General features: G+C 45.9%; 25 protein-coding genes and 4 tRNA genes. 16 read left to right on the top strand and 13 right to left on the bottom strand.

Features of this window, described 5'->3' with window-relative positions:
• Positions 1 to 68 precede the first annotated feature (68 nt).
• From GW12_RS12295 to GW12_RS12275, 5 genes are all read left to right on the top strand, one after another.
• The gene (locus GW12_RS12295; protein ID WP_034587916.1) at positions 69 to 1,910 is read left to right on the top strand and encodes a long-chain-acyl-CoA synthetase; all 1,842 of its coding nucleotides are present in this window, start codon (positions 69 to 71) and stop codon (positions 1,908 to 1,910) included.
• Positions 1,911 to 2,041: 131 nt separating this feature from the next.
• A tRNA-Lys gene (locus GW12_RS12290) sits at positions 2,042 to 2,117 on the top strand.
• 21 nt (positions 2,118 to 2,138) lie between these two features.
• A tRNA-Lys gene (locus GW12_RS12285) sits at positions 2,139 to 2,214 on the top strand.
• Positions 2,215 to 2,271: 57 nt separating this feature from the next.
• Positions 2,272 to 2,347 (top strand) — tRNA-Lys (locus tag GW12_RS12280).
• Positions 2,348 to 2,569: 222 nt separating this feature from the next.
• Positions 2,570 to 2,645, top strand: a tRNA-Lys gene (locus tag GW12_RS12275).
• Positions 2,646 to 2,740: 95 nt separating this feature from the next.
• Here the strand turns inward: GW12_RS12275 and GW12_RS12270 are convergent.
• A complete protein-coding gene (locus tag GW12_RS12270) occupies positions 2,741 to 3,421 on the bottom strand; it encodes a hypothetical protein (RefSeq protein WP_034587914.1) in 681 nt (226 codons plus the stop codon).
• Between the two features lie 235 nt (positions 3,422 to 3,656).
• On the opposite strand from GW12_RS12270, the gene GW12_RS12265 reads away from it, so the two are divergent.
• The 3 genes from GW12_RS12265 to GW12_RS12255 all read left to right on the top strand — a co-directional run bounded on the left by GW12_RS12265 (position 3,657) and on the right by GW12_RS12255 (position 6,422).
• Positions 3,657 to 3,926, top strand: a complete 270-nt coding sequence (locus GW12_RS12265) for a PspC domain-containing protein (protein WP_034587912.1) — start codon at positions 3,657 to 3,659, stop codon at positions 3,924 to 3,926.
• 213 nt (positions 3,927 to 4,139) lie between these two features.
• Complete coding sequence (locus tag GW12_RS12260; RefSeq protein ID WP_034587911.1) at positions 4,140 to 4,925, top strand: TSUP family transporter; 786 nt, start codon at positions 4,140 to 4,142, stop codon at positions 4,923 to 4,925.
• An 84-nt stretch (positions 4,926 to 5,009) separates the two neighbouring features.
• Positions 5,010 to 6,422: a DASS family sodium-coupled anion symporter gene (locus GW12_RS12255; RefSeq protein ID WP_034587910.1), complete on the top strand. Its 1,413-nt coding sequence runs from the start codon at positions 5,010 to 5,012 to the stop codon at positions 6,420 to 6,422.
• A 59-nt stretch (positions 6,423 to 6,481) separates the two neighbouring features.
• On the opposite strand, the gene GW12_RS12250 is transcribed toward GW12_RS12255, so the two are convergent.
• Positions 6,482 to 7,591, bottom strand: a complete 1,110-nt coding sequence (locus tag GW12_RS12250; RefSeq protein ID WP_034587909.1) for an HPP family protein — start codon at positions 7,589 to 7,591, stop codon at positions 6,482 to 6,484.
• A 389-nt stretch (positions 7,592 to 7,980) separates the two neighbouring features.
• Between GW12_RS12250 and glyQ the strand changes: the two genes are divergently transcribed.
• The gene (gene glyQ, locus GW12_RS12245) at positions 7,981 to 8,970 is read left to right on the top strand and encodes a glycine--tRNA ligase subunit alpha (protein WP_034587908.1); all 990 of its coding nucleotides are present in this window, start codon (positions 7,981 to 7,983) and stop codon (positions 8,968 to 8,970) included.
• Positions 8,970 to 11,039: a glycine--tRNA ligase subunit beta gene (gene glyS / locus GW12_RS12240; protein WP_034587905.1), complete on the top strand. Its 2,070-nt coding sequence runs from the start codon at positions 8,970 to 8,972 to the stop codon at positions 11,037 to 11,039. The genes glyQ and glyS overlap by 1 nt, the downstream gene beginning before the upstream one ends.
• A 64-nt stretch (positions 11,040 to 11,103) precedes the next feature.
• On the opposite strand, the gene GW12_RS15780 is transcribed toward glyS, so the two are convergent.
• From GW12_RS15780 to GW12_RS12230, 3 genes are all read right to left on the bottom strand, one after another.
• Entirely contained in the window at positions 11,104 to 11,301 is a 198-nt protein-coding gene (locus GW12_RS15780; protein ID WP_034587900.1) for a hypothetical protein, read from the bottom strand.
• 101 nt (positions 11,302 to 11,402) lie between these two features.
• Positions 11,403 to 11,525 carry a hypothetical protein gene (locus tag GW12_RS16130; RefSeq protein WP_264673531.1) on the bottom strand — a complete coding sequence of 41 codons (123 nt, stop codon included), beginning with the start codon at positions 11,523 to 11,525 and terminating at the stop codon, positions 11,403 to 11,405.
• The gene (locus GW12_RS12230) at positions 11,519 to 12,325 is read right to left on the bottom strand and encodes a hypothetical protein (RefSeq protein WP_034587899.1); all 807 of its coding nucleotides are present in this window, start codon (positions 12,323 to 12,325) and stop codon (positions 11,519 to 11,521) included. The genes GW12_RS16130 and GW12_RS12230 overlap by 7 nt, the downstream gene beginning before the upstream one ends.
• A gap of 105 nt (positions 12,326 to 12,430) precedes the next feature.
• Between GW12_RS12230 and GW12_RS12225 the strand changes: the two genes are divergently transcribed.
• The 3 genes from GW12_RS12225 (at position 12,431) to GW12_RS12215 (ending at position 14,197) form a co-directional block, all read left to right on the top strand.
• The gene (locus tag GW12_RS12225) at positions 12,431 to 12,820 is read left to right on the top strand and encodes a hypothetical protein (protein ID WP_034587898.1); all 390 of its coding nucleotides are present in this window, start codon (positions 12,431 to 12,433) and stop codon (positions 12,818 to 12,820) included.
• A 239-nt stretch (positions 12,821 to 13,059) separates the two neighbouring features.
• Positions 13,060 to 13,560: a hypothetical protein gene (locus GW12_RS12220; RefSeq protein ID WP_034587935.1), complete on the top strand. Its 501-nt coding sequence runs from the start codon at positions 13,060 to 13,062 to the stop codon at positions 13,558 to 13,560.
• Positions 13,561 to 13,669: 109 nt separating this feature from the next.
• Complete coding sequence (locus GW12_RS12215) at positions 13,670 to 14,197, top strand: hypothetical protein (RefSeq protein ID WP_034587894.1); 528 nt, start codon at positions 13,670 to 13,672, stop codon at positions 14,195 to 14,197.
• 36 nt (positions 14,198 to 14,233) lie between these two features.
• On the opposite strand, the gene GW12_RS12210 is transcribed toward GW12_RS12215, so the two are convergent.
• From GW12_RS12210 to GW12_RS12200, 3 genes are all read right to left on the bottom strand, one after another.
• The gene (locus GW12_RS12210; protein WP_034587892.1) at positions 14,234 to 15,187 is read right to left on the bottom strand and encodes a 2-hydroxyacid dehydrogenase; all 954 of its coding nucleotides are present in this window, start codon (positions 15,185 to 15,187) and stop codon (positions 14,234 to 14,236) included.
• A 131-nt stretch (positions 15,188 to 15,318) separates the two neighbouring features.
• Positions 15,319 to 15,516 (bottom strand): hypothetical protein, encoded by a 198-nt coding sequence (locus GW12_RS12205; RefSeq protein WP_034587891.1) that lies wholly within the window; start codon positions 15,514 to 15,516, stop codon positions 15,319 to 15,321.
• 122 nt (positions 15,517 to 15,638) lie between these two features.
• Entirely contained in the window at positions 15,639 to 16,910 is a 1,272-nt protein-coding gene (locus GW12_RS12200) for a hypothetical protein (protein ID WP_034587890.1), read from the bottom strand.
• A 113-nt stretch (positions 16,911 to 17,023) separates the two neighbouring features.
• Between GW12_RS12200 and GW12_RS12195 the strand changes: the two genes are divergently transcribed.
• The gene (locus tag GW12_RS12195) at positions 17,024 to 17,797 is read left to right on the top strand and encodes a class I SAM-dependent methyltransferase (protein WP_034587889.1); all 774 of its coding nucleotides are present in this window, start codon (positions 17,024 to 17,026) and stop codon (positions 17,795 to 17,797) included.
• A gap of 28 nt (positions 17,798 to 17,825) precedes the next feature.
• Positions 17,826 to 18,386: a hypothetical protein gene (locus GW12_RS12190; RefSeq protein ID WP_034587888.1), complete on the top strand. Its 561-nt coding sequence runs from the start codon at positions 17,826 to 17,828 to the stop codon at positions 18,384 to 18,386.
• Between the two features lie 21 nt (positions 18,387 to 18,407).
• On the opposite strand, the gene GW12_RS12185 is transcribed toward GW12_RS12190, so the two are convergent.
• The 3 genes from GW12_RS12185 to GW12_RS12175 form a co-directional block, all read right to left on the bottom strand.
• The gene (locus GW12_RS12185) at positions 18,408 to 18,818 is read right to left on the bottom strand and encodes a GFA family protein (RefSeq protein ID WP_034587885.1); all 411 of its coding nucleotides are present in this window, start codon (positions 18,816 to 18,818) and stop codon (positions 18,408 to 18,410) included.
• A gap of 83 nt (positions 18,819 to 18,901) precedes the next feature.
• The gene (locus GW12_RS12180; protein WP_034587883.1) at positions 18,902 to 20,104 is read right to left on the bottom strand and encodes a TIGR03862 family flavoprotein; all 1,203 of its coding nucleotides are present in this window, start codon (positions 20,102 to 20,104) and stop codon (positions 18,902 to 18,904) included.
• Positions 20,101 to 20,754, bottom strand: a complete 654-nt coding sequence (locus GW12_RS12175; RefSeq protein WP_171077711.1) for an SAM-dependent methyltransferase — start codon at positions 20,752 to 20,754, stop codon at positions 20,101 to 20,103. The genes GW12_RS12180 and GW12_RS12175 overlap by 4 nt, the downstream gene beginning before the upstream one ends.
• Positions 20,755 to 20,839: 85 nt before the next feature.
• On the opposite strand from GW12_RS12175, the gene GW12_RS12170 reads away from it, so the two are divergent.
• On the top strand, positions 20,840 to 21,025 hold the full coding sequence (locus GW12_RS12170; protein ID WP_034587880.1) for a DNA gyrase inhibitor YacG: 186 nt from the start codon (positions 20,840 to 20,842) through the stop codon (positions 21,023 to 21,025).
• 63 nt (positions 21,026 to 21,088) lie between these two features.
• Here GW12_RS12170 and GW12_RS12165 read toward each other — a convergent pair whose 3' ends face one another.
• Complete coding sequence (locus GW12_RS12165; protein ID WP_034587878.1) at positions 21,089 to 21,733, bottom strand: MBL fold metallo-hydrolase; 645 nt, start codon at positions 21,731 to 21,733, stop codon at positions 21,089 to 21,091.
• 18 nt (positions 21,734 to 21,751) lie between these two features.
• Positions 21,752 to 22,759 carry a ferrochelatase gene (hemH, locus tag GW12_RS12160; RefSeq protein WP_034587877.1) on the bottom strand — a complete coding sequence of 336 codons (1,008 nt, stop codon included), beginning with the start codon at positions 22,757 to 22,759 and terminating at the stop codon, positions 21,752 to 21,754.
• Positions 22,760 to 22,767 lie beyond the last annotated feature (8 nt).

Below are 22,767 nucleotides of genomic sequence, written 5' to 3'. Positions count from 1 at the left end.
AAAAATACAATGGACAGTTACTGCATATTTATTGCGCGTATCGGATACGTAGAAGAAATAGGATTACCATGAGCCAAACCACACAACATGATCTGATTGGTATTGCTGATGTCGCTGCCAAAATCCCTGCTTTCCTGAAAAAAGTACCGAACCTGGTAAATGGACTGAAACAGGCCTATTTACGTACCCCGAATACTCCTGCCGGTCTGGGCCTGGCGTTTGAAAAAGCGGTGCAGCGTAATCCGGACGGGATTGCTCTGCACTTTGAAGACCAGCGTTTTAGCTATTCAGAACTGAATGGCTGGGCCAACCAGATTGCGCATTACTACCTGTCGCTCGGCGCAAAAAAAGGTGATGTGGTTGCGGTGATGGTCGAGAACCGTCCGGAAATGGTCGCCAGCGTGATTGGTCTGGCCAAACTTGGTGTCACCATTGCCCTGCTCAACACCTCTCAAGTCGGTAAAGTACTATCCCATAGCATTAATCTGGTTAAACCGATTGCTGTGATTGTTGGTGAAGAATGCCGTCATGCAGTTGAAGAAATTCGTAATGACCTGAATATTGCCGCTGACCGCTTCCAATGGTTTGCAGATCAGCCGACCCGACAAGATGTTGGCACTGCACCCGAAGGTTTTGTCAATCTGGCCGAAGTGATTGACAGCTTCCCGAAATTCAATCCATCGACCACCCACACTGTGCAAGGTAAGGATGGCCTGTTCTATATCTATACTTCAGGTACCACAGGCCTGCCTAAAGCGGTGATCTTCACCAATAGCCGCTGGACACTGGCTTATGGGACTTATGGTCATGTGCTGAATCTGGGACCAGATGACGTGATGTACTGCACCCTGCCGCTCTATCACGCGACTGGTATGGTGGTGTGCTGGTGTGGCGTGATTGCCGGTGCCGGTACTTTTGCCATTCGCCGTAAATTCTCGACTTCTTCCTTCTGGAAAGACGTGAAAAAATTCGATGCCTCTGCCATCGGCTATGTTGGTGAACTATGCCGCTACCTGATGGATGCGCCACCATTTGAGCTGGAAAAAGGCCACCGCGTCAAAAAGATGATCGGGAATGGCATGCGTCCAAATATCTGGGATAAGTTCAAGGAACGCTTTGGCATTGAAGAAGTGCTGGAACTGTATGCTTCTAGTGAAGGCAACGTTGGCTTCAGTAATGTATTCAACTTTGACAACACCGTCGGTTTCTCACCAACGCCGTATGCGATCATTGAATTCGATAAGGATAAAAACGAGCCAATCCGTGATGCCAAAGGCCGCTGCAAACGCGTCAAAAAAGGCGAAACTGGTCTGTTAATAGGTAAAATTACCCGTCGTTCACCATTTGATGGCTATACCGACCCGGAAAAAAACAAGTCCGTGATCATGAAAGACGTGTTCTGCAAAGGCGATGCCTATTTCAACACCGGAGACCTGGTGCGTGATATCGGTTTCCGCCACGCTCAGTTTGTCGATCGTCTCGGTGATACTTTTCGCTGGAAAGGCGAGAATGTTTCGACAACCGAAGTGGAAAACATGCTAACCGAGTACGACAAGATCGTGGAAGCCGTGGTTTATGGTGTGGAAATTCCCAATACCAATGGCCGTGCCGGTATGGCTGCGATTACTTTGAAGCCAGATACGCAGTTGAACGAGGCTGATCTGAAAGAAATGCTAAGCTGTTTCAAGAAATGCCTGCCCGCTTATGCAGTCCCGGTATTCCTGCGGGTACAGAAACAGGTTGAGACCACTGGTACCTTTAAATACCAGAAAAATAAACTGAAAGAGCAAGCATTTGATCCAAGCAAAACCGATGAGCGCCTGCTGGTCTGGCTGCCAGGAACCGATGCCTATACCGATGTAACTCCTGAGATCTTTGCCAATATCCAGGCCTATCAATATCGTTTCTAAACGCTGAAGTTGCCTATTTTTTGTGTACATAAATTCAAATTGTTGTATTTATAATCAAACATGGGCAACTTTGTTATTTTTTACTTGCGCTGATTTCATATCTTGCTACAATACGCTCCATCAAATGATATGGGTCGTTAGCTCAGTTGGTAGAGCAGCGGACTTTTAATCCGTTGGTCCCGCGTTCGAGTCGCGGACGACCCACCATTAAATTTGATATCCCTTGATGGGCCGTTAGCTCAGTTGGTAGAGCAGTGGACTTTTAATCCATTGGTCCCGCGTTCGAGTCGCGGACGGCCCACCATCATTTCTAAAAACTCTTTTTAGAAATTTCAATCAAAGCTACTTTGATTATCCGAATGGGTCGTTAGCTCAGTTGGTAGAGCAGCGGACTTTTAATCCGTTGGTCCCGCGTTCGAGTCGCGGACGACCCACCATTCTTTCTTAGGGCTTCTTTCTTCCAGTCTGCGAAGATAACGAAACCTGCATATTCCGACCAAGACAACAAACCATTCCCGGTTTTGTATTGCCATTCTCGAAATTTTGCTTACCGATTGCAAACCTACAGTACTTGAATGTACTGTGAAAAAGTCTTAGATTTTTTCTTGTGGTCGGGTGAAATTTTAAAGCTTTGCTTTAAGTTCACTAATCCTTACTCAGGGTTGTTAGCTCAGTTGGTAGAGCAGTAGACTCTTAATCTATTGGTCGTGGGTTCGAACCCCACACAACCCACCAAGATTATTTGATTGATTTAAAACAAATATTTTTTATACTTTCTAATAATTCTTATTTTAGCTTTTTAATTTTTATCAATATTCCCATCTCACCCTTTAAGGCAAAGTATTCCTCACATCTTTGGTCAGCTGATACGAAATTCGTGGCAGTTTGTAATGCATTTCCATCAGTTCCTGCTGGTTTTCTTGCTGGGTTTTCGCAATATTCATCACCAAGGTGGTGTCATCTTTGACATCGTAATACAGCACCAGTCCTTCTTTGCGGTAAACCTTCAATTCCTTCAGGCTTGGGTTCATTTCCCAACGGTCTTTGGTATAGGTTGAATTGGGTGCTTCAACCTTATTCTGGAAAGTAAACACCTTGCCATGCTGCAGGATGCTGCGATACACGGTGCCATCCTGAGCCAAAGTCAGCACAAAAATCGCCTTGCCACCACTACACGGAGAGAAACCGTCATTACAGGACACTTCGGTATAATAACGCCCGACAAAATCCTTGGCATAATCCGGCACAGGTCCAACTGTTGAATCATCCCGCAAAGGCATGGTCGCTTGACCGGCAATATCGGTAAGTTTTTTGGCTGCCGCACTTTCAGATGTCATCTCCTGATTGGCCATCGATACCGGCACACCTTCTTTCGGAATCAAGGCCAGATCAGCATCGCTAATCGGCTTCCCGGAATGCTTTTCACATCCGGCAACGGTCAGCATGCTGAGCAGCGCAGCACTGGACACGTAGCTCAGCACTTTCACTCCATTTAAAAGCTTAAATTTCATTTAATTTCAACCAGATTACATACTTGCAGATGTTTTTATAAAGTGATGGACATAACGTTATTATTGAATTCCAGTCCCCTCGGCTTCATGTTAATGATTTATGGAAAAATACTTAATCGCCCTTTACATAACTTTACCAATAAACTGAATTCAGACACTTTAAAAAGCAGAATGAATCTCCATATTTATTTAAGAACATTGTTGTTCTTTCTTCCCAAGTTTTAAGGAGACCTGGATGGCCAATACTGGTTTATATCGCTCTAACCGCTCAAACATGATTGCTGGTGTAATGGGTGGTATTGCTGAACGTTTTGGTTGGAATGCAAATTTATTGCGCGTGATTTTCGTGCTGATATCCGTTATGAGCGCGGCCTTTCCAGGGATTCTGGTGTATCTGGTGTTGTGGCTGGTGATCCCTAAAAAACAGGAAATGGTTGAACATACCCCCTATCAATCCATGGGGTATCAGCGACCAATCCGGGATATCAACAAAGATCCGCTGTAAGTTACTCTTAAAGGAAGTTGATTGAAGTTTATTCTTAATCAAAGTTAGTCCGTTTACCCCTTTTCTGCTGTGGCATTTCCCCTAATGACCACAGCATTTTTTTGCCTGTTTTTTGGGAAACCTATCAGATTGTTAAATTATTTCTTCAGGCTTTGCCAAAAGCCTGTTTTATCGATAAGTTAAATAAAACACCAAGTAAAAAATGGATTCAGGATGAGTCAAGCAGAATGGATTGTGTTGTGCCTGTGTGCCCTTGCCGCGCTATTGCATGGCTTGAGCGGTTTCGGCTTTCCAATGCTGAGCACAGCAGTACTGTCAACACAATATTCTTTAAACCTGGCGGTGACACTGGTAATTCTGCCCTGCCTGATGCTCAACTTGCTGATGCTGAATTCAGATTCAGAGCATAGCCTGCTGCAAAGCATTCGCCATTATCTGAAATTGTACTGGCCGCTGATTTTAAGCAGTCTGCTGGGCAGTTTGCTGGGTGTCCAACTGCTGCTGTGGCTGAATGAAGGCTATTTGAAACTGTTGCTGGGTCTGGTCATTCTTTTTTATGTTCTGGATCAGCTACGGGATAAATCCTTTAAAACCAGTCCCCATGTGATCAGCATGTTATGTTTTGGTCTGCTTGCCGGAGTGATTGGTGGTGCCACCAATGCCATGGCCCCCTTCCTGATGATGTATCTGCTTAGCTGCCAGCTCAGCAAAACCGATATTGTGATTATCAGCAACCTGAACTTTATTGCCAGCAAACTGATCCAGTTATTGCTGCTATTTCCCATTCTGGTTCAGATCAACCCGCAACAGCAGTCCCTGCTACTGGGCATTACAATTTTTGCCCTGTTCGGAGTCTGGATCGGCAGCAAAATCCGGCATCGCCTGTCCCAACATCATTTCAAGCTCCTGATTCTCAGTCTACTGATGGTGCTGGGCGTGGAGACCCTTTGGCAAAGCGTCGGCCTATTACAACATTCGAACAATTTATTTTTGCCGTGATCTACTTCCTCTGCACTGAAAAGCCTATATAGTAGCAATATATTCTTAATAAAAATTAGCTAGATAACACTACGGAGGGTGCTTATGACAAGCCCAAACCTCGCCACTCCCACCGATGCCATACCCAAGGGGCTTGTCAAAGGATGGGTGCTGATTATTATCGCCGCCATTGTCTCCTTTGGCCTGTACCAGATTTTGCCCTATGACCAGAATGCCAATAAAGGTCTGGCCCTGCTGTGCTTCATTGGCATCCTTTGGCTAACCGAAGCGATTCATATCACCATTACCGCCCTACTTGTGCCGATCCTGGCCGTGATCCTGGCCATGCCCATGGCCAAAGGGGATGAACTGGTACCGATCACCACACAGGCTGCATTGACCACCTTTGCAGACCCAACCATCTTCCCGTTCTTTGGTGGTTTTGCGCTTGCGTCGGCACTGCATATCCAGAAGCTGGACCGAAAAATCGCCATGTGGATTATCTCGATGTCTGGTGGTCACTTGGGTGCTGCCGTACTGGCGATCTTCATTGTGACTGCTGCACTGTCGATGTGGATTTCCAATACCGCCACCGCAGCCATGATGTTACCGCTAGCCCTGGGCTTACTCAGCCATCTGGATGAAGAAAAAGACCGCAAAACCTTTGTCTTTATTCTGCTGGGGATTGCCTACTCCGCCAGTATTGGTGGTCTGGGCACTATCGTGGGTTCACCGCCAAATGCGATTGCTGCCAAGGCTTTAGACTATACCTTCGCAGACTGGATGAAAATCGGCTTGCCAATGATGTTCATCATCCTGCCTGCCATGCTGGTCAGCCTGTATCTGGTGCTACGTCCGAAGCTGAATCATAAAGTAAATTTTGTCACTGAAGACATTCCATGGAATCGCACCCGTATTGCGACGATGGTGCTGTTTATCTGTACTGCACTGGCCTGGATTTTCAGTAAAAAGCTGACTGAAAACTTTGGCATCAGCCAGCCAGATACCTGGATCGCGATTCTGGCCGCCTGTATGGTGGTGATTCTAGGTACAGCCACCTGGAAACAGGTGGCAGACAATACCGACTGGGGCGTGCTGTTCCTGTTTGGTGGTGGTCTGACCTTAAGTGCGGTTCTAAAAGATTCCGGCAGCTCGCTGGTACTGGGTCAAACCCTGGCCAATGCCTTTGGTGATGCTTCCCCTCTGCTCATTATCTTTGTCGTGGCAGCCTTCATTATCTTCCTGACCGAATTTACCAGTAACACGGCTTCTGCTGCCCTGCTGGTACCAGTTTTCGCGGCCATTGCCGACCAGATGGGGATGCCGAAGGAAATTCTGGTGATCGTGATTGGTATTGGTGCTTCCTGTGCCTTCATGCTGCCTGTGGCTACACCACCAAATGCGATTGTGTTTGGTTCCGGTCATATCCGGCAGTCTGAAATGATGAAGGTGGGTGTCGTGCTGAATATCATGTGCGTATTCATCGTTTCACTATTTATTTACTGGTTCTTCCTGTAACTTCAGCGCATAAAAAAGCACGCCACGGCGTGCTTTTTTATTTTGGGAATCAGTCCAGATCAGGCACTCAACTTAAATGCATTCAGCTCCTGATGCAGCGCAGCAATCATATCGGCACGGCTGATAATGCCCACGACTCTCTCTTCACTCAGTACCGGGATATAGTTAAATGAGCGTTCTACAAAATACGGCACCAGATCCTTGATTGGCTGGTTTGGCTGCACTGTTACCACCTTGCGGCTCATGATATGCCCCACTTCAGATTCCCAGCCGCTACGGATATCACTGGCCCGCTGGAACCATTCCACCACCTGATACATGGCCAGCGTGCCGACCAGTTTTTTCTCGGCATTGATCACCGGCAGACTCATCAGGTTCATCTGTCTGAATTTGGCTAGAGCATGCTGAATATCATCAGTTTCCTGCAGGCTCACCACATCCTTACTCATAATGTCCTGACACAGGAACGGGCTATCGGCACGTTCGCTGGCCTTGCTCTGCGCTTCCAGAATGATTTTTTGCAGGTCATATTCACTGATATCCAGTAACTGGGTCTGCTGATCCAGCACCGCCTGAATATCCTGTGGCTGAATGGTGACTTTCTGGGTTGGTGTCGGGTCTTTGGAACGGGTATTGATCTGGATCTGCTGCGGATAGGCCTTCCCCAGCATCCGGTTAAACACAATCGCCACGACCATCAACAATACCGAGTTCAGCAAGACCGGATAGAACACAAAGGCATAACCCAGCTCATGCACGGCATCGCCACCCAGCACTGCGGTAATCGCTACCGCACCACTTGGTGGATGCAGCGAATCTGTGCTCAGCATCAGGATAATCGCAATCGATACGGCAAAACTGAATGCCAGTGTTAAGCTTGGGAATAGCAAAGTACAAGTCACCCCGACAATCGCGGCAATGGTATTCCCGACCACCATATTCCACGGCTGTGCCAATGGACTGGCAGGTACAGCAAACAGCAGTACCGATGAAGCTCCCATCGGCGCAATATACCAGGCTTGAAAATCACCCAGCACCCACCAGCTGATCAGGGACGAAAGTGCCAGACCAATCAGTGCACCAAGGCCACACAGGAGTCGGTCTTTGACAGGAAGAATCTTAAAATTCGGCTTAAGGCTGAGTAGCCATTCTGAAGAGCTATGAAACACGGTTGGCCTGAATTGTTGTTTTGGGGAGTCGCGGCATTATAAAACTCTCCATCTTAAAGATGTATTAATTTTACATCTTTAAATAATCATTTTTTTGCTTATAAAAATGTAAGTTTTTAATTCATTTAAAGAAATTAAATCAAAATAAAGAGCAAAAAATATTCATTTTTTCTATCTTATTCATTGCAATCTTTTTATTAGATGAAAAATTTTCATGAGACCGACCCATTTTCAAAGAATCACAATGTAATTTATGACTGTATTCATCCACTGTCGTGCATTTATCTTATTCTCGATAAAAACTGCCGAACAGCGGTTTAACCTTTGCCACTCCCCCTTAAAATCCTTATAATTGAGCGCAATTTTTCTCTAATTTTAAGTGGATGACCATGAGTCGCGCCATATCGCATATTGATACCTTCCAAGGCTTAATTCTTGCCTTACAAAACTACTGGGCGGAGCAAGGCTGCGTCGTTTTACAACCTTACGACATGGAAATGGGTGCAGGGACATTCCACACTGCAACATTCCTTCGCGCGCTCGGTCCAGAAACCTGGAATGCCGCTTATGTTCAGCCATCACGTCGTCCTAAAGATGGCCGTTATGGTGAAAACCCGAACCGTCTGCAACACTACTACCAGTTCCAGGTAGTCCTGAAGCCAAACCCGGACAACATCCAGCAGCTGTATCTGGATTCTTTAAAAGCGATCGGGATTGATCCTCTCGTTCACGACATCCGTTTCGTGGAAGATAACTGGGAATCTCCAACACTGGGTGCTTGGGGTCTAGGCTGGGAAGTCTGGCTGAACGGTATGGAAGTGACTCAGTTCACTTACTTCCAGCAAGTTGGTGGTGTTGAATGTTACCCAGTAACCGGTGAAATCACTTATGGTCTGGAACGCCTGGCCATGTACCTGCAAGGCGTAGACTCGGTTTACGATCTGGTTTGGACCAAAGGCCAGTTCGGTACAGTGACCTATGGCGATGTGTTCCATCAAAACGAAGTGGAACAATCGACTTATAACTTCGAATATGCACCAGTCGACAAACTGTTTGAACTGTTCGACTTCTATGAATCAGAAGCAACTCGCCTGATGGAAGCTGAACTGCCATTGCCTGCATACGAACAGGTAGTCAAAGCATCACACAGCTTTAACCTGCTGGATGCACGTGGCGCGATCTCTGTGACTGAACGTCAACGTTATATCCTGCGTGTCCGTACTCTGGCACGTTCAATTGCACAAAGCTATGTGGCTGCACGCGCGAAACTTGGTTTCCCAATGGCAGAACCACACCTACGTGACGAAGTCCTGGCCCAGCTTAAAGCTCAAGTGGAAGCCGAAGCTGCTCAAGCAGAAAAATCAGCGGAGAACAAATAATGTCTAAACATACAGTTTTATTTGAACTTGGCTGTGAAGAACTTCCACCAAAAAGCCTGAAAAAATTACGTGACGCGTTAAAAGCCGAAACTGAAAAAGGCTTAAAAGATGCGGGTCTGGCTTTCGATGCGATCGAAGCCTATGCAGCGCCACGTCGTCTGGCTTTGAAAATCGTGAATGTAGATGGTGCGCAAGCCGACACTCAAAAACGTTTTGACGGCCCTGCTGTGCAAGCCGCTTATGATAGCGACGGCAAACCAACCAAAGCGCTTGAAGGCTTTATGCGTGGTCAAGGCATCACCATTGATCAGATATCTACTTTCCAGGCCGGTAAAGTTGAAAAAGTTTGCTACCTGAAAGATGTCAAAGGTCAAAGCCTGGACGCTTTACTGCCACAAATCCTGCAACATTCACTGGATCAGTTGCCAATCGCAAAACGCATGCGTTCTGCAGCAAGCCGTACCGAATTCGTACGTCCAGTAAAATGGGTAGTCTTGCTGAAAGATGATCAAGTGATTGATGCAACGATTCAGGATCACAAAGCAGGCAACGTGACTTATGGTCACCGTTTCCACGCTCCTGAAGCGATTACCCTGGCAAATGCTGATGCTTACCTGGATGCCCTACGCGCTGCGAAAGTGGTAGCGTCTTTTGAAGAGCGTCAAGCCATCATCGACCAGCAAGTAAAAGCGCTGGCGGATGAAGTGAATGCGATTGCCATCGTTCCTGCGGATCTTCGTGACGAAGTCACTGCACTGGTGGAATGGCCTGTAGCATTACGTGCAAGCTTCGAAGAACGCTTCCTTGCGGTTCCTCAAGAAGCCCTGATCACCACCATGCAGGACAACCAGAAATATTTCTGTCTGGTGAATGCTGAAAATAAATTACAGCCTTACTTCATTACCGTTTCGAACATTGAGTCTAAAGACCCAAGCCAGATCATTGAAGGTAATGAAAAAGTGGTTCGTCCACGTCTGTCTGATGCCGAGTTCTTCTTCCTGCAAGACCAGAAACAGCCACTGGCTTCTCGCAAAGAGAAACTGGCCAATATGGTATTCCAGGCACAACTGGGTACACTTTGGGACAAATCTCAACGTATTGCCAAACTGGCTGTCGCACTGGCGCCGATTACTGGTGCCAAAGCGGAAGATGCTGAAAAAGCAGCTTTACTTGCGAAATGCGACTTAACTTCTGAGCTGGTGGGCGAATTCCCAGAACTTCAAGGTATCGCGGGTACTTACTACGCACGTCTTGAAGGTGAAAACCTCGAAGTGGCTGAAGCGTTGGGTGAACAGTACCTGCCTAAATTCGCAGGTGATGTTCTGCCTAAGACTAAAACAGGTACAACCGTTGCCCTTGCGGACCGTCTAGATACCTTGACTGGTATTTTCGGTATCGGGCAGGCACCTACAGGTTCTAAAGACCCGTTTGCGCTGCGTCGTTCTGCCATTGGTATCCTACGTCTGGTGACTGAAAATGAACTGGATGTATCTATTGAAGACCTGATCAAGTTGGCATTGGCTGCGTATGGCGACATATTGAAAGACCACGATAAGACTCTGGCGGATGCAGTTACATTCCTGGAAGGTCGTTACCGTGCGAAATACGAAGACCAAGGCGTTGATGTTGATGTGATCCAGGCTGTTCAAGCGTTGTCACCAAAATCTCCACTTGATTTTGACAAGCGTGTAAATGCGGTAAATCACTTCCGTGCATTGCCTGAAGCTGCTGCGCTTGCTGCTGCGAACAAGCGTGTTGCGAACATCCTTGCCAAAGAAGCAGCACCTGAAGGTGCTGTGGTTGAAGCAAACTTGGTTGAAGATGCTGAGAAAGCATTGTTCGCTGAACTGCAAAAAATCACACCAGTGGTTGAGCCACTATTTGCTTCTAAAGATTACACTGCGGCGTTGTCTGCATTGGCTGCCCTGCGTGCGCCAGTAGATGCGTTCTTTGACGGTGTCATGGTAATGGCGGATGATGCTAACCTGAAAGCAAACCGTTTACGTCTGCTTGCTCAGTTGCGTGACCTGTTCACTAAAGTTGCAGATATTTCAGTGCTTCAACACTAAGTTCTGATTCAATAAAAAAACCCGCTTTAGAGCGGGTTTTTTTTATTATGGTGAAAATAATTTCTTACTTGTCTTTATCCTGATTTTTATCGTCTTTAACATCAAACTCCCCACCCAATAACAGCGCTAGGAATGCAATCACAACCAAGATAAAGAATCTCATCACGAATAGTTGGCCTAATGGCATAACCCCATCCGCATGCGTAATGATGGGTAAGACAAGCAACATACATATTGCAAAAATCTGAGTAAAACTTTTCATATCTTTCTTTCTAGTTTTTATATTTAGATTCTACTCTCGGATCAAGCATGCTTTGAGATAGAGTATTTTTCACATAGACTTATTATTTAAAAAAATCCGCTTTAGAGATCATTTCTTATTTCATACTTTTCATCAATTTCCGCCATTAATCTTTTGAAATAATCATTCTTTTCATCAAGATAAAAATTACATATACGTGCAGTATGCTCATCATTATCTAACATTGATTTTCTTTAATTTCATTAAACCAGTCTTCACCCTGCAATAATCTATTTTCTAAAGACTGTTTCAACTCTAAATATTGCTTTTGGATATGATCCAAAGCTGTATAAGCAAATAACTTATTTTGCTCATCATAAATGCTATGAATTTTTTCAAACCAATAAGAAATTGGCAGTAAATCAACTATTTTTTCATTTTCAAATTTCTTTTTTTCTTCGTTTTCCATAGTAATGATTTCTTTTATTAGTCGTCTTAATAGAACAATCACTTCATCCAGTTGCTTCGTAAGCAACTCATGAATATGAATTTCTTCATAAACTGTATCTTTCGTCTTTTTTGAATATCTCAGTAGATCAAAACCAAATTTATTAATAGTGATACGGGAAATAAAATTATTAAATTCATTCCTATCCTTTTCGCTTCTTCCTCCTTCATTGTTTAAAACTGTATGACCTATCGAAGCATTCCTAACTTTACGAATTTGCTTCAACTCACTAGTTACTTCCCACTGAACTGCAAATACTTCATATAGATGCTTCAAACTATCTTGTTGAAGAATGAAACATTGCAAAATTCCATAGCAATAAATGTATTTCAGCCCTGTTTCTTTAGGGAACTCCGTTTGCAAATAATCTTTAAAGGCTATAGATGTATCGCCCAAAACATCTAAAGCACTACATAGCATCCACCACTTATGCTTATCATTTAATAATTGGTAATGAAGAACTCCCCGATTAATATGATCACGTAACTGATCTTCTAAATTTTCTATTTGATCTAATAAGTCTAGTAGGTGATTCATATCTATAAGGGTAGATTATTGTTTAAAAATTAGTTTTTAGATCATAGGCAATTTCATCTGAATTGCCTATACTCACCTTAACAACACTCTACAAGAAAGAAGCACATGAAATTTCAAACTCTCATTATGACGACTCTTGCGGGTATCGCACTTACAGCATGTACATCACAGCCAACCATTCCACAACTGGAACTTGGGGTATTACAGGAAGTTCAAAATATTGACGTTTATCCTGAAACCGCCAATAACAGTGCAAAACTGACCAAATTCATGGACAAATGCGTCATCGAATTTAAAGGCCAGCTTGAAGAAGGCCGCGTGATCGAACAATGGTCATTTAAAGGTCTGACTTTAATTGACGCTGGTTCAGCAACCTTCCAGCGCGACAAAACCAGTACTGCACAAAAATTTGACCTGCACAGCGAGACCGTGCAGAAGAACTTCCTGGCACTGCGCAACCACTTTGCCAAAGAAGCGATCGAACAATGTGACTAAGCGTCACCGCCCTGTATTGAATACTAATACAGGGCATTCCCCCCTTTAATTCTTCCCACAAAAATTCACTGATTTTTCTTCTTCAAAACCAAAACAACTTGCTTCCTTTTGCACGCGCTCAGTTAAGTGAATTGCACAGAAAATCCATTGTTTTTACATCCCTTTCCATTACACTGAAATACAGCAATTAAAGACCACCAGCGAATGATGAGGTCGACTACCCTATGACCATGAAAAAAATGATGATGAAAAAAAGCATGATCCTCGGCACCGCATTGTTGCTGTGCGCACCTATTGTGATTCAAAACGTTCAAGCTAGTGAAAGCACCGAGCAGCAAGGCTCAGGCAAGCCAATCAAACCGTATGGCGATAATCCAAACCTGCTGCATGTCTTTGCTTATAAAGCTCAGGAAGGCGTGATCAATACCGCTGAAAAAGTCGGTCAGGCAGCTGAAAAAGGGGTAGAGAAAGTCAGACCAAAAGTTGACCGTGCCTGGAACAGCACCAAATCTACCGCTGCAACCACCATTGAAAAAGTAGACCAGACCGCAACTCAAGCAGCACAGCAAACTGGCCAGAAAATTCAGAAAACCAAAGACGTTTGGCTCGGCAGTCCGGAGCAGCCAGCACCGATTGAGCAACAGCCTCTAAGCCAATCTTCTTCTGCAACCCAAAGCACAGCACCGCAGCAAGAGTCCAGCTCAGGTGGTGCCACCAGTTATGCCGTGACCGATCTGTAAAAAATCTCTTCAAAAAAAGCCCTTTATGGGCTTTTTATTTTGCAGCATTGAACATCTCAGAAGCTGGATTTAGACTGATACTTAGGCACCCCACAAGAAGATTATAAAAATGAAAAAGATTCTCCTCAGCTTTATAGTCGGCATTCTCACCGGTGTCGGTATCCTCTACCTGGTTCTGCTGTTTTCCAGCGAAACCCTCCTCACTTCCATCACCGCTTTAAATGGTGAGGCACCACGACCACAACGCAGCCTGTTTAATGGCAAAAATGAATATAGCCATGAGGCAGAAGGCAAGAAAATCCAGCATATCGAACATCTGGATGAAGAGCAGTTTCAGTCAGCATCCGGAAATAATGCCGACCTGTATCAGTTGGCTGGCATGTGTAAGTTAAAGATTAGCATTTATGGTGAAACTGCTTATAACTTCAGAACTACCTATTTCCATCAAAACCGTCTGAGCTATATGTTTGAAACGCAATATCGGACTTCTTTTGAGGAATTTCCTGATCAGAAGGCACCGGAATCGAAACGGATTTATCAGGAAACTGTGTTCAATCCAAATTCTGAACTAGTACAGATGGAATTTGCTAACCTGTTAAAAAAATACGTCACACCTGAAAACCAGAAAAAATGCTGATCCTCGGATCAGCATTTTTGTTTTCATAAACTGGTTTTAATTGACCTGACGGATCGGCTGACCAGATTGAAAGGCTTTAATATTTTCGATCATCTGATCCACAATACGCTGACGTGCATCGACACTGCCCCAGGCATTGTGCGGAGTGACAATCAAATTCGGAATGCTTGGATCGAGCAGCACGTTGCCTTCTTTTGGCGGCTCTACAGTCAGCACATCCACTGCTGCTCCAGCAATTTTGCCTTCACGCAAGGCTTGAGCTAGTGCCGCTTCATTGATCACTCCACCCCGCGCACAGTTAATCAGGAATGCACCTGATTTCATCGCGTCCAGCTCAGCATGGCTGATCAGATCACGGGTTTCTTCAGTCAGTGGACAGTGCAGGCTAAGGAAATCTACCTGTGGCAATAATTCCTGAAATGGCACACGTGAAGCATCGCCCGGACGGTTCGGTAATGCACCTACGATGATGTTCATGCCAAAGGCTTCTGCCAGTTTAGCAACGGCTTTACCCAGCTCGCCATAGCCTACAATTCCTAAAGTTTTTCCGGACAGCTCGACAATCGGTGCATCCAGCAGGCAGAACTGGTCAGTCTTCTGCCATTCACCTTGCTGCACTTTTTGCTGGTAACGCAGGAAGGAAGTCGCCAGGTTCAACATCAGCATGATGGTATGCTGCGCCACTGCTGCCGTGCCATAAGCCTGGCAGTTACACACGACAATGCCACGTGCTTTGGCTACGGCTGAATCGACATTATTGGTACCGGTGGCAGATACTTGAATCATTTTTAAATTTGGACACTGTGCAATAAGATCGGCATCGATCAGCACCTTATTGGTAATGATCACATCCACATCTTGCACACGAGAAAGGACATCCGCCTTGGCAGTGCTTGGATACAGGGTTAGCTCGTCAAAAACAGCCTCTAGACCCTGCAAGTTTAAATCATCTTGATCCAAGGATTTATAATCCAGATATACCGCTTTCACAGTCCCCTCGCATTACTAGATCTTATTGGTAGACCATTTAAAGCAACTCAGGACAGCTTTGCAATCATATTTTCCGAAGCAGTGTTTTAATTTTATTTTTTAAATGATTTTTAAAATTTATCTAGGCAATTTTAATTTGCCGGCTTGTCTAAATCGTTACGTAAAGAACGGCGAATTTTAAACACGATATACACAGTTAGAATCATCAGAAAGATGATGGTCGCACTCAGAAAAATAATGGTTGGGTGAACGTGATCCCGGGCATAAGCCAGATTAGGCAGACCTGACATCAACATAAAACATGCAGCAACAAATGATTTGGATTGCATAAGATGTACCCCTCCTTCACGAAAATCACCGCGTGCGATACCGTCTATTTAAGTACCGCATAAGTACATCTTATGATGACAAAACAATAAGTCAAGTTATTGTTTTTTAGTGTTATTTTAAGTTAATTCGCTTCACTGCGTGTCACAAAGTGCGTATTTTTGTCACTGTCGTCAACGAATGTCGCAGCCCCGTATTCATCAGTTCTGAGATTCAGTTCCTTATAACTGAACATATAGTAATCTGCATAACGTTTCATCAAAATTGGGTGCATTCCGACCGAAAGTGCATCCCGTTCCTTGACCAGCTTCATAATATGCCGGTCATTCATCACTACCAGATAACGTTCGTCATTCAAGGTGATGGTTAATAGCCCGTTCCCTCGCGCATAAATCGGGATCAGGAACTTGTGATTCAGTGCGATGGCCTGATCGGCATAGCTCTCAATTTTGTTACTAATCACATTAAAAACCAGACCATGCCCATAGCAGTCCAGCAAGATCTGGCGGTTTTCTTGTGGCAAATTCAGCTGGATGCCAAGCTTCATCAGGTCATACTGATCGACCTGCTTGTTACTGAGCAGCTCACGCAGAATGGTCTGTTTCTGGCTGGCATCAAAGAACTGTGCATCCAGCTGCAGGTCATTATTCTTTAGAATCCGGCCCAGTGCCATGCGATGCCGTGGCAGCAGGTTTTCAATCACCTTGCGGTAATAGAATTTGCTGTTTTTTTTCACCCGGCGCATTTTCTGGTAGAAATAGCTGGCGTCAAATTCATGCAGTAGGAAATCATTGACCAGCTCCGAGCTGGCCAGTACGGCAATGGCATCGTGATTGGTAAAAGCCAGATGCAATACATGATGCGCTGGCAGGACTTCTTTCAGTTTCTGGTAATGCGCGCGGTCTTGGGCATAGTGTGGGTCATAAATGATGATGTATTCGCGTTTGCTACTGACATCTTCCGGCTTAACGCGCATATCCGCATTCAGTTCCGACTGAAAGAACATGTTGTAGCGCGCATCATGCACATCTTCCGGGTCAATCGAATACTGCGGCACCATCGCCACGGCGCGCTGCACATCCAGCAGATTGGAATATTTGATTGCGGCATAACCGCCCATGGAACCGCCATAGGCAATACGTTTTTTAAATGGCGCGATCAGTTCTGTCACAGCTTCCAGCATGTTCCACATGGAACCTTGCGGGAACCAGGACTTGTCCTTGGGCATAATCCCGAGCACATTGAAGTCAAATTTCTGTAATGACTTCTCGGCATTAATGGTTAGGCCCTTGGCACGGGTAATCAGATCTCCAAAAGAAAAGATCAGTTCTGAAGATGATCCCGGCATAAAGATTGCGCGTATATGCTCATCTTCAAAGACGATTTGTTTTTCCATAACTTTCCCGTGCCTGTTAAACGAACGCTTCCAATACAATTTCTGCGGCGAAATCTACCGCCCAAATGAATATGCTATTTTATAGCGAAGACCAGGATTAAAAAGCGCAAAAAATGACACAATCACTGCATCCCGCTGCAAAACAGGGTTTTAGTACAGCTGCTGAACGCTATCAGCAGGTGCGACCGAGCTATCCTGAAGCATTGATGCCCTGGTTGCAACAGCAACTTGCATTAACTCAAGATGCCCAACTGCTCGACCTCGGTGCTGGTACCGGTAAATTCCTGCCGCATTTAAAACAGCTAAGCCCGAATATTCTGGCAGTTGATCCTGTGGCGGAAATGTTAGCGCAACTCAAGCTGGCACATCCAGAGATTACGACCCTAGAAGCGATGAGTGATGCACTACCGTTAGAGGATGCCTCGATTGATGCGGTATTCTGTGCACAATCCTTTCACTGGTTTGCCCATCTGGACAGCCTGAAAGAAATTCATCGGGTACTTAAGAATCAAGGCTATCTGGTACTGGTCTGGAACCAGCGTGATGTTACCGTGGACTGGGTCAAGGCACTGGCAGACTTTATCCTGCCGATGGAAGGCGATACACCGCGTTACCATAGCGGAAAATGGCGCGAAGCCTTTCAGGATCAAAACCTGTTTCAGCCGTTTGCAGAAACCACCTTGCAACACGTTCATTCCGGCACGGTGGAGCAGGTCGTGTCCAAACGTCTGCTCTCGACCAGTTTTATTGCCGCACAGCCTGAACAGGAACAGCAGCTACTTAAACAGCAGTTTGAACAGATCGTCGAAAAATATACCGGCAAGCAGCCACAAGACCATATCGACTTTCCGTATGTCACCCATGCCTATATTTTTCAGAAAATTTAAAAGCTTATAAATTATTAAAGGATTAATCATGCCAAAACTTCAAAATCTTAGCCGTATCAGCCTGCTGGTCTCTGCCCTGCTATTGGCTGCCTGTAACCAGAAAGATGCGTCCAAGCAGGAAGCCACTCAGCAGGATGGAGCGGCTGAAGAAATGATGAGGGAATTAAAGACCGAGCCAGTCAAAGACTTCCCGAAAACGGCGGATGACCAGCATGATATTGCCGTACTGGATGATTATGAACAGCGCATGCAGACCCTGAATGATGAAATTGAAACGGAAATGGCCCGGATCCGCAGTGAAGGCAATTTGAATGAAGAGATGGTCGAGCAGCGTCAACTCGATCATGTACAGGGCGCTTTGGCCCTGCTCAAGAGTCTGGAACTGAAAACCGAACAGGGCCGCTATATTCAGGGTCTGATGTATAAATATTGGGAACAGCAGGAAAAATTTCTGAGTTCGCCAGCTTCAGAACCGGCTAGCCAGAATGATGCTAAAGAAACCGTGAAAGGTTTGGGACAATATATTCAGGCACAGGAACAGCTAGACCACTGGCGTAGCCAGTATGGCCAAACCCAAACCAGGAAATAAGAAGCTAGAAACTATCCAGCCTTAAGGACGCTCGGTATATTGCGGTAAGGCATCGCAGATGTCTTCCCATTCCGCTTTGGAGCCGGTAAAGATATGACAGACCGGCTTCTGCTCGATTGGAGTATCCAGCGTGCCGATGCGTAAGCGATAGATGTCTGGTACATCGGTTCTAACACTATAGATCGGGGAACCACAGTCACTACAGAAATAGCGGATCACGCCAGTATTCGGATTAAAAGCTTTGAGCAACTGCTCACCCTGTAACAGCTGAAAATCTGTCTTGGCAATCGGGCTATTCGCAGCAAAAGCACTGCCATTGGCTTTTCGGCAACGGCGGCAATGACACTGCATTATATCGCCAAGTGGCCCACGAATCTCATACTGAATTCCACCACAAAGACAGCTCCCGGCATAATGCGCTTGCGTAGACATAAGCAAAAACATCCTGATGCATGATTTTTGTTCAATATAACGCAAACCTAGAACGGGCGTGAATATCTTAAACTAAAGAAAATTTAAGACTTTTCGTTCAGATAAGCCACTACGCCTTCCCCTGCAGCACGACCAGTGGCCATACAGGCGGTCAGCAGATATCCCCCCGTTGGAGCATCCCAGTCCAGCATTTCCCCACACAGAAATACATGCGGATTGAATTTTAATTGCAGCTGTTCAGTGAGTGCTTCACGCTTTACCCCACCGGCACAACTGATGACTTCTTCAATGGGACGAAAACTAGTTAAAGGAATCATCAACTGCTTGATTTGCTGCGCTAGCTGTTCCGCATCCTGCCAAAGATTTTTTGGCACCAGCTCGCGTACCAGTGCGGCTTTGGCCCCCTCTAACCCGGCCTTGCGCCAGACATTACTTAAAGACTGTTTTTTGCTCGGCTGCAGTTTTTTGGCTAGTTGTGTTGCTGTTTGATCCGGGAATAAATCCAGATACAGTTGCATTGGCTGACCGCGTTTGACCTGTTCGCGTAGACCTCTACCCTGTTTATAGACCAAGCCGCTTTCCAGACCATAATGACTGATGACGATATCGCCCATAGTCTTGTCACCGCCTTCCACCCAGGCTGCAACCCGTTTCAGCGGCTGACCAAACACCGACTGCATAAACTTGGACCATGGATATTCCACCCCGGCATTGCTGGCCTGAAACGGTTGAATGTCATCCGGCTGCAGCCAAGCTTGCCATTTGCCATCACTGCCGAGTCGGGACCAAGACACAGCCCCACAGGCCAGAATAATCGCATCAAAAGATTCAGTTCGTGACTCATCTGTTTTTAGGTCAAGTAGCCACAACTGATTCTGCTCAAGCTGTGTCACTTGATGACGATAATGGAACTGCACACCCTGTTTAGTCAGACGTTTTAACCAGGCACGTAGCAGCGGAGCCGCTTTCATTTCGGTTGGGAATACCCTGCCAGATGAGCCAATATAAGGTTCAATGCCTAAGTCCTGCATCCACTGCTGGATCCAGACGGCATCCCAACGTTTCACCCATGGTGCCAGCCATTCCGGCTGATCATAACGCTGGATGAACTGTTCTACTGGCTCAGCATGGGAAATATTCAGTCCAGTTTTTCCCGCCATCAGGAATTTACGGGCCGCTGAAGGTTTCTGCTCATAGACATGAATCTCAAAATCCTGCTGGCTCAACACTTCTGCCGCCATTAATCCAGCAGGCCCTGCACCCACGATTGCAATGCGTTTGCTCATGGCTTATTCCGCAGCTGTTGCATTTTTTGCCCCTGCAGAGGCTGGAATTCATCAAAACGGGTGCTATAGCCTTCCGGCTTGGTAATAATCAGCTGCTGGCACAGTTCACCCCGTTCCAGATATTTGATTTCAAAATGGGTACGGGCAGAATCTTTTGGAATCCCCTCTTTCACATAAGGTAGCTTCCACAGTTCCTGCATCTGCTGTTCTGCTTCATCGATATATTCCGGAATATTGCTGGCCAAGGTAATTGTGCCGCCCGTTTGCAGACGTGAGAGCAGGAATTCAAAGAATGGCATATTGGCCCAGCGCTGTGCCGGATTATGCGGTTCCGGATTTGGATACAGAATAAAAAACTGTTCCACCTGTGCCGGATAAAGCGCATGCACCACCCACGGCAAGGCATCGGCATGTACGGTTTGTAGATTCTTCTGCCCTTCCAGCACATGCTGCTTCTGCATCGCCAGGAATTTTTCCCGGGTACGTTCAATCGCGATCAGTTGACGCTCCGGATTGTTCCGGGTAAAGAGCAATGCATGCTTCCCTTTGCCAGCTCCAATTTCTACACAAATCGGTTCAGGGCTGATGCTTTGAAAATCACGAGGGGCATGCATGCGCTGCGCTTGAAATTGACGAATTGGCATAATCAGATCAAACTAAGGAAAACCGCATAAGTCTAACAAGTGCGGCTATATTTGCCTAATTGATTCCTGGATTTTTGTTGGAGTGTTGTCGATGCCAACCACCTTAACCTGCCCACGCTGCGGTGAACTGACCACCTGGGAAGACAATGCGTTCCGCCCTTTCTGTTCCGAGCGTTGCAAGCTGATTGATTTTGGTGCCTGGGCCAATGAGGAATACAAACTGCCAACCCAGGATGCACCTCAAGCGGATGGTGGCAGTGAAGAGGATCAGTATTAAGCACAAACTGAAATAAAAAAGGAATCTATATAAGATTCCTTTTTTTATCCGCTAAGCTAGGTATTAACCCGCGGTACCCGCCACAAAGGGATTATGCTGCTTTTCAAAACCAATAGTACTCATTGGACCATGTCCAGAAATAAACTGAGTGTCATCCGGCAGGCTAAAGCATTCGCGCTGGATCGAATCCAAAAGTTGCTGGTGATTACCACGCGGGAAATCGGTACGGCCAATCGAACCTTTAAACAGTACATCCCCGGTCCAGAGCAAACTATGTTTCTGGTTATAGAACATCACATGCCCGGGGGTATGGCCGGGTGCAAAACGGACTTCAAATTCTTCATCACCCAGTTTCAGCACTTCACCGCCCTGCAGCCATTCGGTCACTTCCACTTTTTCCGGAATCGGGAAGCCGTAACGGGCAGATACTTCCTGAATCATATCCAGCCAGAAAGCATCGTCTTTATGTGGACCGATCACCGGTACATTCCAAGCTTTTTTCAGGACACCCACTGCTCCGGCATGGTCTAAATGGCCATGGGTCAGCCACAGGGCTTTGACTTTCAGTCCTAGCGCTTCAACTTCGGCTTTCAGTTTTTCCGGCTCACCACCCGCATCAATCAAAACTGCTTCTTTACTGTCTGTATCCCAAAGAATAGAACAGTTTTGCTGGAAGGCAGTGACAGGAACAATTTTGACTTGGAGCATAGGCTGCAAAACCTCAAATTAGTGAGCAAGAGTATGGGTTAATGCGTCAAGATTAGCCTGTAGCAGGGAATTGAGCAATTGCAAATGATCTTCACGGCTGTTCAGAGCCGGAATATAACTATACTGCTCACCACCATGGGCTTTAAAAGTCTCTGCATTTTGCATGGCCAATTCTTCCAGCGTTTCCAGGCAGTCCGCAGAAAATGCCGGACTCATCACCTGAATCGATTTCACACCCTGCTTGGCCCAGTCTTCAATTAAGGCATCAGTATAAGGCTTGACCCATTCCTGCTTGCCAAAACGTGACTGGAAACTGATGCCATATTCATCATCAGATAGCCTCAAAGCTTCTGCCACCAATTTTCCAGTAATGCGGCAACGATCCGCATACGGATCTCCCTTATCAGCATAAGGCTGTGGAATACCATGGAAAGACATCAGCAGCTTTTCCGGCTTACCATGCACGGCCTGATAGTCTCGTACACTTTGCGCTAGTGCCTGAATAAATAGCGGATGCTGATAATAATCCCGAATGATGGAAAGACCTGGCAGGTTACGCTGGGTCAGGACCCATTTCGCTACAGCATCGTAAAGTGGTGCAGTCGAAGTGGCTGAATATTGGGGGAACAACGGCAACAGAATGACATGATCCTGCGGATTGGCACTGAGCTGGTTCAGTACTGCCCGAATATTTGGATTGCCATAGGTCATGGCAGGAACAATATTGAGTTCAAACTGCGGATAGCGTGAAATGAGTTCAGCCTTAACGGCTTCAACCTGCTGCGACAGGATTTCACGCATCGGTGAATCCTTGCCCCAGACGGCTGCATAGGCATGGGCTACGCGTTTAGGACGGAATGGCAAGATAAACAGACGCAGAATGATCTGCCAGATTGGTTTTGGAATTTCAATAACGCGCTGATCGGACAGAAATTCCTGCAAAAATGCACGTACTGCGGGAACCGTAGGTGCATCCGGAGTACCGAGATTGGCCAGAATAATGGTGACTTTCGGTTTGGCTAACATGCAGATCT

This window comes from Acinetobacter sp. HR7, from assembly GCF_000773685.1.
Taxonomy (GTDB): Bacteria; Pseudomonadota; Gammaproteobacteria; order Pseudomonadales; family Moraxellaceae; genus Acinetobacter; species Acinetobacter thermotolerans.
The sequence above is the reverse complement of the archived record's forward strand: the minus strand, read 5'-3'. Positions and strand labels throughout refer to the sequence as shown.